Genomic DNA, 12,859 nt, shown 5'->3' on the forward strand with positions numbered 1-12,859 from the left:
GATCAAACTCTCAATGAAATCTCACTACCCCGCATACGCGAGACAGATGAACTGGCGTGGTGTGTGTTTAGTTTTCAAGGAGCGACGCTACCGTTCAAGGCAGCCCAATCAATATATCACATCTCACACTTCATCGTCAACCGGTAAGTTTTGCACCGCTCACGCACTCGCGAGCATAGCATCGTAACCGACTGGCCACCGGGCGTCGCAAACTGCGTCGTCCGCAGCGGCATCGACTACTATACTACGCAGGAAGGAGATTGTCCACTAGAAGATGTTGGTGAACCAACTCGTCTTTGAGGAACCTCACAACGCGTAGTGTATCAAGATGAAGGCCGCCATCACGGCGGCGAAAAGTATACTAACACCTTTCGCCGCCTGTGTCAAGCGAAAAAGTCGTCATGCATAACATGAGCGAGGAACTCAGAATTGAGAAAAACTTGTTCTCGTCTTCTGCCTTAACGAATATCCATATTCGATACATAAAAGAAAACAAACCGTCCCAAAATCATTTTATCCCTTATGGGACAGCCCTTTGTACCTATTCCTTACTAGTCGGTCCACTCAAGAAACTCCAAGCGATTGCCGAATGGATCATCTACATAGAAGCGGTTTGCGCCCTCGAGCCGCTCATCTTCCTTGACTTTAACTCCGTTTTCAACTAGCCGTTCGCGGAGGGCCTCAAGGTTTTTGACGTGAAAGGCCGGATGCGCCTTTTTTGCCGGGACAAAGTCGTCTTGAATACCGATGTGCAACTGATGAATGCCAGCTTGGAACCAAACGCCTCCGCGCTTCGCAAGGTTGGCTGGTTTAGGAATCTCCGCCATGCCCAAAATGTCGCCAAAAAACTTGCGGGCTTCCTTTTCCGATCCCTTCGGTGCAGCCAGTTGCACATGGTCAATGCCCGAGAACGAATAGGACATGTATGAAACACCTTGCTTTCCATTGATTTGTCCCGACTTTCATCAGCCTTTGCAGATTCACGAGAACTTGTGCTACAAAAGTCTTCGAACACGGAAGAAGGACTTGACCTCAGGTCGTCTCATAAACAGTTATGTAATGTCGAGGGTGCATACCGCTGCCTATCTACGGTCTCACCTTATCATACTCTTTACGAAAGCATTCACTTTGACGATGGTATTCCGATTGCGCAAGGTAGATGACGACGCGGTTTCGGCAAACGTCCGCTTGCCGAAACAAACCTACAACGACTCGCCCTTGCGTCCAACCGCCTCACTGACCACGATGCCCCCAAGAATCAGCACGACTCCAAACCAGCGTAACGGACCGACGACATCCCCATTAATTAACCAGGCCCCAAAAACAGCAACTGGCAGTTCCATCGTACCTAAGACGCCAGCCATGCGTCCACCGATGTGCGGAATCGCGATAAGGCTCAATAAAGTCGGTAGGATTTGACTCAACAGCGCAATCCAAAACCCCCAGTACAGCGTCGGCAAAGGATGTAGTCGAAAGCTGTGCCATAACAGGTTGGGTGGGAACGGGATAGATACAGCGATCCACGCGGCAGTAATGACCAGGGCTGCACGCAGCTGGGGCGAGACACCCGGATCGTTATACCCGCTTATATATAAGCTTATGGCATAGGCCAAAGCAGAAACCATTCCGAGTCCTACGGCCCACAGTGGCATGGCGCGCCAAGCACCTGGCGATGCTCCGACTGCCAAGTATGTACCAATTAAGATCAGTCCAAGGCCAATCCACTTCCAACGCCCAGGTAATTGACGCTTGACGAGAATGTCGATGAACATCGTCATCCAAACAAACTGAAACATAAAAACGACGCCAAGCGAGGCTGGAAGAACGGTCAGCGCCCGATAGTAGGCGTACGAAAACAACGCATTCATGAGCCCGATCGCGACGATAAGTAGCCACTGAACGCGGTTAATGTGCTTCCCTTTGTGGCGAAACAGCGCGAATATCCACAGCACAACCGCTGCGACGGCATATTGCCCGTCGGTCGTCGCGGCGGCACTCAGTCCCGCACCGTAGGCAAGACGCAGAATGGGCGATACGAGGCCATACGCCGAGGCGGCCAACAGCATCAAAACAGCATACACGCGAACCATACCTCCCTGCGAAAAAACCGGGGCATCCCCGGTTTCTCGCCAGAACGTATGATAGCGCAATGTGGTTAGTGCTGCCAATTATGTGCGATGTCGCGGCGATACTGCGCTCCAGCAAAGTGAATGCCCGCGATCGCGCTATAAACGCGATCAATGGCCGCAGGTACGTCGCGATCGACGGCGCTCACCGTCAGTACGCGTCCCCCAGCCGTCTCAACGGCGCCAGACCGCCCGCGCTGCGTGCCCGCATGAAAGACAGTCACTTCTTTCGGCAACTCTCCCGGCAACGAAATTGGGGTACCCACGTCAGACTTTGCGGGATATTCCGCGCCGGCCAGCACGACGCAAACCGATGCCGCATCGCGCCAAGCGACAAGCTCGGGCCGCAGCTCGTCGTGCGCAACTGCCCACATGATGTCAAAAAGATCACTTGCTAACAAAGGCAAGACCACTTCTGTCTCCGGATCGCCAAAACGGGCATTGAATTCGACGACCTTTGGCCCCTCATCTGTCAACATCAGGCCTGCGTAGAGGACACCGCGATAGGTGATGCCTTGCGCAGCCAATTGTCGCACTGCGGGTGCAACGATAGACTTTGTAACACGCTCGATCACGTCGCTCGTCACGGCTGGCACCGGTGCGAATGCTCCCATGCCTCCGGTGTTCGGCCCCTCGTCGCCATCGCGCAACCGTTTAAAATCGCGCGCCGGAATCATTGGGACCACCGTGTGCGCATCGACGAAATACATGCACGATACTTCCTCACCCTGCATGTATTCCTCGATCACGACGCGATGCCCAGACGTTCCAAACCGGTTGCCCTCAAGCATGTCGCGCACTGCCGCTTCGGCGTCTGCCAACGTCTGCGCGACGACGACGCCTTTGCCAGCCGCAAGCCCATCCGCCTTGACGACGACGGGAATAGGTTGCGTGCGCAAATAACTCAGTGCTTGTTCGACGTCCGTAAATGTCGCAAACCGCGCTGTCGGCACGCCTGCCTCCTGCATCAACCGCTTTGAGAAGGCCTTCGATGCTTCTAACTGTGCGGCCGCCTTTAGCGGCCCGAACGCCGGAATACCAGCGGCGTCGAGTCTGTCCACCAAGCCGTCGGCAAGTGGCTGCTCTGGCCCTACAACGACGAGATCGATCTGTTCGTCACGAGCAAACTGGACTATCGCATCCAAGTCTCGAAGAGCAGTGGCGACACACGTCGCCAGGCCCTCCATGCCTGGATTGCCTGGTAGCGCAAAAAGCTCAGGACGCCTTGGGCTTTGTGCAAGCTTCCAGACAATCGCGTGTTCACGTGCGCCCTGCCCCACGACCGCAATCCGCGGCGGCCGCTGTTGTGACCACATCTTCGTTTCTCCCCCTGTCATCAGTGCAAGAAGTGCCGTTCGCCGGTGAACACCATGGCGATACCATATTCGTTTGCGGCATCAATGCTCTCTGCATCGCGGATCGATCCGCCGGGTTGGACGATGGCCGTAACGCCGGCCTTTGCCGCCGCGTCAACCGTGTCGCGCATTGGGAAAAATGCATCAGACGCCAACACGCTGCCATTGGCTCGCACGCCGGCCTGCGCAATGGCGATCTCCGCCGCCCCAACGCGATTCATCTGACCTGCCCCGACCCCGAGCGTCATGTTGGTCGTGGCGAGTACGATGGCGTTGGACTTGACGAATTGCACCGTCTTCCAAGCAAAGCGCAGGGCTTCATATTCCTCGGCATTTGGTTGACGAGCAGTCACGACTTGCCAATTATTCGTTTGCACGGGTGCCCCTTGATCGACCGCCTGTATGAGAAAACCGCCCGAAACTCGCTTCCACGTCAGCGCATCCGGTGTCCACAGAGGTTGCTGCATGTCGACAATCAGAAGGCGCAGGTTTTTTTTCTTTGCAAGAACGGATCGCGCCTCGTCCAAGAACGCGGGAGCGATCACAATTTCGAGAAACAGGTTGGCGAGCTTTTCCGCGAGGGCTCCGTCGACGGGCCGGTTCAAAGCCACGATCCCGCCGAAAATCGAAACCGGATCGGCCTCATACGCGCGCCCAAACGCTTCCGCGATGGTTTCGCCCCGCCCGATGCCGCATGGATTCATGTGTTTGACAGCAACCGCAACAGGCTGCTCGAAATCGTCGAACGCCCGCAAAATGTTAAGTGCCGCGTCGGCATCCTGAATGTTGTTGTACGACAGTTCCTTCCCCTGAAGCTGCTCGGCGCGCGCGATGGTCGCCGCCGTCGCCCCTGGTTCCATATAAAAATGCGCCGCCTGGTGCGGATTTTCACCATAGCGCAACGCCATCTTGGAGACGCCGGTGATGTGTACCATGCCGGGCCACTCCCGCTCGCCATTGGTTTGCGCTGGTACCTCGTGTGCCGCCGCTTTCGTCTTTCCCGCCAGGTAATCGGCGACCAACGCGTCGTAACGAGCGGTGACCGCAAACACCTTGGCAGCCAATTCGCGCCGCAGTCCGGGCGTCACAGCATTTTGCTGCAAAGCGGTCAGGACCCGATCATAGTCGGCAGGATCGATAACCGGTAGTACAAACTCGTGATTCTTCGCCGCACTGCGCAACATCGCCGGACCGCCGATGTCGATCATCTCAATTGCCAATTCATCCGTCACATCCGGGCGTGCGATGGTTTGCTGAAATGGATAAAGATTGACGACGACGAGATCGATGAGCTCAATCCCGTGAACCTGTACCGCCCGCATGTGCTCCTGGTTGTCGCGACGTGCAAGAAGCCCGCCGTGCACTTTGGGATGCAAAGTCTTCACGCGCCCATCGAGCATCTCGGGGAAGCCCGTATGTTCATCAATCGGCTTGACGGCAATGCCATGTTCGGCAAGCAGCTTGGCCGTTCCACCTGTCGAGATGATCTGATAGCCCAGTCGGACAAGCCCTTCACAGAATGGAACGATGCCTTCCTTGTCGTAGACGCTGACCAGCGCGAGGTTTGTCACGTTTTCCATCTCCTAGCCGTGTGTAGTCACTTTTCTCTATACGATGTCACCCGCTTGCCGCGCGAGTTCCCTGGTTTACGCCCACAAAACGCCTGCGTCGCCCTGCTCGATCACGCCGATGCGGAATACTGTCTCCCCTGCCGCCGTCAGGCAATCTGCTGCCGCAGCCGCCGCATCGGCTGGCACGACGAGCACATAGCCAATACCAAGGTTCCAAATGCGAGCCGCTTCCTGAAACGGCACGTCGCCTGCCTGCATAAGCCACGAAAACTCGGCGGGCAACGGCCACGCCGCGCGATCGATCCGCGCCTCTACGCCATCTGGCAGCACGCGTGGCACATTTTCGACGATGCCCCCGCCCGTAATATGCGCCATGGCGTGCACAGGCACGCCTGCGGCGAGCAGCGAGCGGACACTTTGCACGTAGATCCGCGTCGGTTTAAGCAGGATATCTGCGACGGTTTCGGCCATTCCGGGGAACGTGTCGGAAAGCTTAAGCCCCGCTCGCTCAACCAGCTTGCGCACGAGAGAATAGCTGTTTGAATGAATGCCATTGGACGCAAGCCCCAACACGACGTCGCCAACATGCACCTTTGCACCGGTGATCATATCCGGGCGGTTGACCACCCCGACCGCGAAGCCAGCCACATCATAGTCGCCATCCGCATACATGCCTGGCATTTCCGCGGTCTCTCCGCCTACAAGAGCCATGCCAGCCGCCTGACAACCATCGGCGATGCCTGCGACAATGCGTTCAGCGACATCGACCTCAAGTTTTCCGACCGCAAGATAATCCAGAAAATACAGCGGCTCCGCGCCAACAGTCAGGATGTCGTTGACGCACATCGCGACGCAGTCGATCCCAATCGTGTCGTGCCGATTCGCCGCGATTGCCACCTTCAATTTTGTGCCGACGCCGTCCGTACCGGAGACGAGGATGGGTTCCGGATAGCGCGCGAGATCGAGCGCAAACCCGCTCGCAAACCCACCAATTTGCCCGATAACCTCGGATCGCGTGGTGCGTTTGGCTAAACCTTTGTAACGCCGAGCGGCTTCGTTGCCTGCCGCGATGTCGACGCCCGCTTGTTTGTATGCGTCCACCAATTCAACCCCCTATGTGAATCGGCTCGATCTCTTCATTTAACCCCTGATCCACCAGTTCCGTCGGATACCGACGCGTGAAGCAGGCATTACAGAACGGAACCGGATCGCCCGGTGCAAAGTTGAATCCAGCCATCAATTCGTCGACCGTCAGAAACTCCAAGCTGTCCGCTTCGATAAGATTGCGAATTTCCTCGATGGAGTGCTGCGCCGCAATCAGTTCGTCTTCTTTGGCGGTATCGATGCCATAATGGCACGGGCTGACGTACGGCGGACTCGAAATGCGCACATGCACCTGAGTTGCCCCGGCCCCGCGCAACAAGCGGACGATCCGCCGCGATGTCGTCCCGCGTACAATGGAGTCATCAATCAAAACGACGCGCTTGCCTTCGACAATGGAGCGAACCGCATTCAATTTCAGACGCACCCCTGTGTCGCGCAAGGCTTGGGACGGCTGAATAAATGTTCTTGCGATATACTTATTTTTAATCAGTCCCATTTCAAGCGGCAGTCGGCTCGCTTCCGCATAACCCGCGGCCGCCGACACGCTCGAATCCGGCACGCCGATGACAATGTCGCCGTCTGCTGGATGCCGCTCCGCTAAAAGCTTGCCGAGGCGCTTGCGGACACTGTGTACGTTCCATCCGTCGACATCGCTGTCAGGGCGCGCAAAATACACATGTTCAAAGGTGCACATACGACGTTGACGACGTTCTGCAAACCGCATCGAAGTGAAACCTTCCCGCGTGATACGGACGAGTTCCCCCGGCTCAATATCGCGCAGCAACGTCGCGCCCACCGTCTCGAGTGCACACGATTCCGAAGCGACGATGTACGCCTCACCGAGTTTACCAAGCACCATGGGGCGCAGCCCAAGCGGATCGCGCAGGGCAATCAACTCGTCGTCGCTCAAGATGAGAAACGCAAAGCCCCCTTCTATCCGATTGGCCGCCAATCTGACCGCCTCCGTCAAATCGTCGACGCCCGCCTTCGCGATCAAGTGCGCGATGACCTCAGTGTCAGCCGTCGTTTGAAACAAGCTTCCCTCTTGCTCAAGCTGAATTCGCAACCAGCGCGCGTTGACCAGATTACCGTTGTGCGCAATGGCGAAGTTGCGCGCATGTGTCGACAAAGCGATAGGCTGCGCGTTCTGAATCGTGTTCGATCCCGCCGTGGAATAGCGCACATGTCCGATGGCAGCGTGTCCCTTGAGTTGTTCCAACTCGCCCGACTTAAATACGTCGGTTAAGAGCCCCAGCCCCTTGTGGCTGAACATGTGCGATCCGTCGGTCGATGTGATACCAGCCGCCTCTTGGCCGCGGTGCTGCAGGGCCACCAAACCGTAATAGGTCAGTGCGACTGCCTGTTCGTGTCCGTAGATGCCAAATACGCCACATTCCTCATGCGGTCTATCGTCCACATCGCTATAGGCCGCTTGCATGTTATGCCACTCGTCCACGCCTTGTCTCCCCTTCCAGTTCTCTGTTACGCGCTTGCTTCCGCCGCACCCGACTGCAACGCCATCGGAATGGCTCGCTCGAAGGCGTCCCGCAATGCGGCGAGCGAGATCGTAAAGGCGGTGTCACCGGCCTGCCGGACGATGACATCATCTGTGGCACCGAGCCAGCCGAGCTTTCGCGCGGGTACCGCATGTGTATCGGCCAACCGTGCCAGCTCTGCTGCACAATCCTGCGCCACGGCGACCAGCGCGCGGCCCTGGGCCTCTGAGAACAGCCAACCCAACAGCGCCATCTCAACCGGCGCATGAAGCTCGCCACCGACATCGCACTGAATCATCATTTCGGCAGCGGCAGCCGCGATACCACCTTCGGTCACGTCATGTGCCGCCACCGCAACCTGAGCGCCAGCAATCGCCTGCAACAACTCGTGCAACCGGCGTTCCTCAGCGAGATCGATATACGGCGCATCTCCCACTGGCTGGCCGCATACCAATTCCCCGTACAGCGTGCCGTCAAGACGGTCGTCTTCGCGGCCGAGCAACCACAGTTCGAGGCCTGCCGCCGCAACTTCGCGCGCTGGCGCACTCGGCAACCGCTTTGCGATGCCGTCGATCACGCCGACCGCCCCGACAACCGGCGTTGGCTGGATGTCGAGGCCGCGCGATTCGTTGTATAGCGAAACATTGCCACTGACCACAGGCGTGTCGAGCGCCTTGCAGGCATCGGCCATGCCGTCGATCGCGTCACTCAACTGCCGCATGACTTCGGGCTTTTCGGGATTTCCGAAGTTTAAGCAATTCGTAATCGCAAGCGGTTTGGCGCCAGTCGTCGCCAGGTTGCGCACAGCCTCCGCAACGGCAATTTGGCCGCCGCGCCGCGGATTGAGCGCAACATAGCGCGAATTGCCGTCCGTCGCCATCGCGATGGCCTTATCCATACCGGGCACTTTGACCAAAGCAGCGTCACTGCCGGGACCCATGACGGTCTGCGCACGCACCATCGTGTCATACTGCCTGTACACCCAGCGCTTGTCCGCGACGCTCGGGTGGGCAAGTATCGCCAGCCACGCCTCGCGAACAGATAACGTGGTGGGAATATCGCCCTTCTCTGGCACACGTGGCGTCCCAATTGGCCGCTCATAGACAGGAGCTTCGTCGACGAGTGCCGCAACCGGCATATCCCCGACCACTTCACCGTGCCAAATCAGCCGCAACCGTCCATCGTCTGTCACGCGGCCAACATCAGCCACCTCCAGCCCGTAGCGCCGAAAGATGTCGAACGCCACCTGTTCGCGTCCACGTTCCAGAACCACGAGCATGCGCTCCTGCGATTCAGAAAGCATCATTTCGTACGGCGTCATGCCCTCTTCGCGCACAGGCACGCGATCCAACACCAATTCAAGGCCGCCACCTGCGCGGCTTGCCATTTCCGCCGAAGACGACGTCAGTCCTGCCGCGCCCATATCCTGAATCCCAACGACAACACCTGACGCAATGAGTTCGAGACACGCTTCCATCAGCAACTTGCCAAGGAACGGATCTCCCACTTGAACCGCGGAGCGCTCCTTCTCCTCTGGATCTTCAGCCGATGCAAATGTCGCTCCGTGAATGCCGTCCCGACCTGTGCGGGCACCGACAACAAACACGGGATTGCCAACCCCTGTCGCTGTACCGCGAACAATGCCGTCCGCGGGTAAAATGCCGACACACATCGCATTGACCAGTGGATTGCCGCGATAGGTCGGACTAAACTGAACCTCTCCGCCAACCGTTGGAATGCCGACACAATTGCCATAACCGCCGATCCCTGCGACCACTTCGCTGAACAAGTAGCGCGTGCGCGCGTCGTCGAGCGGTCCGAAGCGCAAGCTATCGAGAAATGCCACAGGGCGTGCCCCCATGGTGAAGATGTCACGGAGGATTCCCCCAACACCAGTGGCCGCTCCCTGATAGGGCTCAACCGCAGAAGGGTGATTGTGACTTTCCATTTTGAACGCAACCGCCATGCCGTCGCCGATATCGACCACACCCGCATTTTCGCCGGGGCCCTGCAGCACCTGCGATCCGCTTGTGGGGAAGCGCCGCAGATGGACTTTTGAACTCTTGTAGCTGCAATGCTCCGACCAAAGCACGCCGAAAATTCCGGCCTCCACGTAATTTGGCAAGCGTCCGAGTTTTTCCACGACCAGATCGTATTCCGCATCCGTCAGACCTAGCGAACGGTATACGCGTTCGTCGCGGATCTGTTCAGGCGTTGGCTCGCGCATGTGCTAAGCCCTCCTCGACATATTGGTGCATCGATTGAAACAACCTCCGCCCGTCCACCGAACCCATCCAATCGAAGATCGCGCGTTCGGGATGCGGCATAAGTCCTAGTACGTTGCCGCCTTGGCCAAGAATTCCGGCGATATCAGCCACCGATCCATTCGGACTGTGCGCATAGCGAAACGCGATCCGGCCTTCGTTGCGAAGGTCAGCGACCGTTTCCGGATCGGCATGAAATCTGCCTTCTCCGTGTGCGATGGGAATTTGAATGCGTTCCCCGAGTTGGTACGCACGCGTGAAAGGACTTGTATTGTTGTCGACGATGAGTTCCACCATCTCGCAACGAAACTGCAAATGGTTGTTGCGTAAAAGTGCTCCTGGCAATAAATGCGATTCGGTCAAAACCTGAAATCCATTACAAATCCCGAGCACGAGCTTGCCCTCTGCCACTTCTCGCCGCACGGCCTCAACCGCGGGTGAAAAGCGAGCGATGGCCCCGCTGCGCAAGTAGTCTCCGTAGGAGAAACCTCCAGGTAAAATGATGGCGTCGTATTGCGATAAGTCCGTTGCATCGTGCCAGACGAGATCAACCGTATCACCGGTTGTTTCGCGCACGGCCTGTGCTGCGTCCTCATCGCAGTTCGATCCGGGAAAGACCACGACCGCCCACTTCATACGACCGTCTCCTTCAGCTCATACGCGTACGTCTCCATGACTGGATTCGATAGTACGCGCTCGCACATTTGCTCCACCGACTTACGTGCCTCTTCTTCGGTGTCGCCCGTTACCGTCAAATGCATATACTTGCCGATGCGCACGTTTTGCGCGCCGTCAAAACCAAGCGTGTGCAAAGCCTGCTCAACCGCGTGGCCCTGCGGATCGAACACAGACGGCTTGAGCCATACTCGAACTTCCACGTCAAACGTCTTCACGCTGATAGGCCTCCTTTCATGCGCCGCCACACTTCCTGGTACGCATCCTCGACACCGCCAAGATCTTGGCGGAATCTGTCCTTGTCCAATTTTTGATGTGTATCTTTGTCCCATAAGCGGCAAGTGTCCGGCGAAATTTCGTCGGCCAGGACGATCTCGCCTGACGGTAAGCGCCCAAACTCGATTTTGAAATCGATCAACGCCAACCCGCACGCCGCAAAACGCTCCTGTAGCAGGCGGTTGACCTCGAGTGCGCGCGTACGCAATTCAGCCAAATCTTCTTGCGAAGCCAGCCCAAGAACCAAAGCCTGGTCATCCGTGAGCAAGGGATCGCCCAATTCATCGTTCTTGTAATAGAATTCGACAAGCGGCCGCGGCAATACGGTTCCTTCCAATACGCCAAGGCGCTTTGAGAAACTGCCAGCGGCAACATTGCGCACAACGACTTCTAGCGGAAGAATGTCGACTTTGCGAACGATGGTCTCCCGCTCCGACACCTGCTCGACGAAATGCGTCGGTACGCCATGTTCGGCGAGATATTGAAACAGCAGATTGCTCATCTGATTATTGATGGCTCCCTTGCCCTCTATCTGCCCACGCTTTTGGCCGTTGAACGCCGTGGCATCATCTTTGTAGTACACTCTGACCAATTCTGGTTGATCCGTTGCGAATACTTTTTTTGCTTTGCCCTCATACAGCATCTCTGCCGCCATTGCGAGCACCCTTTCGCATTCAAATAGCTTGGCTGGTGATATCACCAGCCAAAGCGATGGAAAATCGTATCGACGTGTTTGATGTGCCAAGCGGGATCGAAACAAGCTTCGATCTCATCCTGCGAGAGGACGGCGCGAATCGGTTCTGAAGCAAGTACTAAATCTTTAAACGACCGGCTTTCCTCCCAAGCCTGCATCGCGAGCGGCTGCACCGTATCGTAGGCCGCTTCGCGCGACATGCCTTTGTCAATCAAGGTCGTCAAGACGCGTTGTGAAAACACAAGGCCGTGCGTACGCTCCATGTTGCGGCGCATGTTTTCGGGGTAGACGTGCAAATCGCTCAGGATGCGGTTCATGCGATTCAGTAGATAGTCAATGAGGATCGTCGCGTCAGGCAGGACGACGCGCTCAACGGAAGAGTGGCTGATGTCGCGCTCATGCCAGAGCGGCACGTCTTCCAGTGCAGGAATCACATAGCCGCGCAACACGCGGGCGAGACCGGAGATTTGCTCGCAAGAAACCGGGTTGCGTTTGTGCGGCATGGCCGACGAGCCTTTCTGCCCTTTGTAAAACGGCTCTTCGACCTCGCGTACCTCTGACTTTTGCAAACCGCGAATTTCCGTCGCAATCTTGTCCAACGTTGTACCGATGAGTGCAATGGTAAAAAGAAACTCCGCGTGCCGATCCCGCTGCAAAGTCTGCGTGCTGATGGGCGCTGGTTTGAGCCCTAGGCGAGCGCAAACTTTCTCTTCAACCTGCGGATCGACATTCGCATACGTGCCGACGGCCCCCGAGATCTTGCCGTAGCGCAGACGCTCGCACGCAGCGTCAAAACGCTCCAGATCGCGTTCGATCTCGGCATACCAAAGCGCGCATTTCAGCCCAAATGTCGTTGGTTCCGCATGGACACCGTGCGTGCGACCCATCATGACCGTCGTGCGATGGCGTTTAGCCAATGCCTCCAACGTCCTCAGCAGGGCCTCGAGATCCTCGCGAATGATGGCCATCGGCTTGCGCAGTTGCGCAGATAGTGCGGTATCCACGACATCAGTCGAGGTCAATCCATAATGGACCCATTTGCGTTCCTCGCCGAGCGACTCCGAGACAGCGCGTGTAAAAGCCACGACGTCGTGCCGCGTCTCGCGTTCGATTTCAAGCACGCGATCGACATCAAACCGCGCATTCTCACGGATTTTGCGTGCGTCTTCAACTGGAATGACACCGAGTTCGGACCACGCCTCCACGGCGAGGATCTCCACCTCCAGCCACCACTTCATGCGCGCTTCCAACGTCCACAGTTCCGCCATTTCAGGGCGGCTGTACCGATCGATCACGCC

General features: G+C 57.2%; 11 protein-coding genes. All 11 read right to left on the reverse strand.

Annotation, left to right across the window (positions count from 1 at the left end):
- Positions 1 to 551: 551 nt before the first annotated feature.
- The gene (locus tag BLU70_RS07510) at positions 552 to 923 is read right to left on the reverse strand and encodes a VOC family protein (protein ID WP_074693025.1); all 372 of its coding nucleotides are present in this window, start codon (positions 921 to 923) and stop codon (positions 552 to 554) included.
- Between the two features lie 279 nt (positions 924 to 1,202).
- Positions 1,203 to 2,090: an EamA family transporter gene (locus tag BLU70_RS07515; protein WP_244885142.1), complete on the reverse strand. Its 888-nt coding sequence runs from the start codon at positions 2,088 to 2,090 to the stop codon at positions 1,203 to 1,205.
- A gap of 65 nt (positions 2,091 to 2,155) precedes the next feature.
- Positions 2,156 to 3,442: a phosphoribosylamine--glycine ligase gene (gene purD / locus BLU70_RS07520; protein WP_074693031.1), complete on the reverse strand. Its 1,287-nt coding sequence runs from the start codon at positions 3,440 to 3,442 to the stop codon at positions 2,156 to 2,158.
- A gap of 20 nt (positions 3,443 to 3,462) precedes the next feature.
- Positions 3,463 to 5,061 (reverse strand): bifunctional phosphoribosylaminoimidazolecarboxamide formyltransferase/IMP cyclohydrolase, encoded by a 1,599-nt coding sequence (gene purH, locus BLU70_RS07525; RefSeq protein WP_006447878.1) that lies wholly within the window; start codon positions 5,059 to 5,061, stop codon positions 3,463 to 3,465.
- Positions 5,062 to 5,127: 66 nt separating this feature from the next.
- Positions 5,128 to 6,156, reverse strand: coding sequence for a phosphoribosylformylglycinamidine cyclo-ligase (purM, locus tag BLU70_RS07530; RefSeq protein WP_074693033.1), 1,029 nt, complete (start codon positions 6,154 to 6,156; stop codon positions 5,128 to 5,130).
- A gap of 1 nt (position 6,157) precedes the next feature.
- Entirely contained in the window at positions 6,158 to 7,594 is a 1,437-nt protein-coding gene (gene purF, locus BLU70_RS07535) for an amidophosphoribosyltransferase (protein WP_040290473.1), read from the reverse strand.
- 44 nt (positions 7,595 to 7,638) lie between these two features.
- On the reverse strand, positions 7,639 to 9,879 hold the full coding sequence (purL, locus tag BLU70_RS07540; RefSeq protein ID WP_006447875.1) for a phosphoribosylformylglycinamidine synthase subunit PurL: 2,241 nt from the start codon (positions 9,877 to 9,879) through the stop codon (positions 7,639 to 7,641).
- Entirely contained in the window at positions 9,860 to 10,552 is a 693-nt protein-coding gene (gene purQ / locus BLU70_RS07545; RefSeq protein WP_074693036.1) for a phosphoribosylformylglycinamidine synthase subunit PurQ, read from the reverse strand. Before purQ ends, purL begins: the two co-directional genes overlap by 20 nt.
- On the reverse strand, positions 10,549 to 10,809 hold the full coding sequence (gene purS / locus BLU70_RS07550; RefSeq protein WP_074693038.1) for a phosphoribosylformylglycinamidine synthase subunit PurS: 261 nt from the start codon (positions 10,807 to 10,809) through the stop codon (positions 10,549 to 10,551). The genes purQ and purS overlap by 4 nt, the downstream gene beginning before the upstream one ends.
- Positions 10,806 to 11,522, reverse strand: coding sequence for a phosphoribosylaminoimidazolesuccinocarboxamide synthase (gene purC, locus BLU70_RS07555; RefSeq protein WP_074693041.1), 717 nt, complete (start codon positions 11,520 to 11,522; stop codon positions 10,806 to 10,808). Before purC ends, purS begins: the two co-directional genes overlap by 4 nt.
- Positions 11,523 to 11,563: 41 nt before the next feature.
- On the reverse strand, positions 11,564 to 12,856 hold the full coding sequence (purB, locus tag BLU70_RS07560) for an adenylosuccinate lyase (protein ID WP_074693043.1): 1,293 nt from the start codon (positions 12,854 to 12,856) through the stop codon (positions 11,564 to 11,566).
- Positions 12,857 to 12,859: the final 3 nt, after the last annotated feature.

Origin of the sequence: Alicyclobacillus hesperidum, from assembly GCF_900107035.1 — a bacterium.
In the GTDB taxonomy this organism is placed as follows: Bacteria; Bacillota; Bacilli; order Alicyclobacillales; family Alicyclobacillaceae; genus Alicyclobacillus; species Alicyclobacillus hesperidum.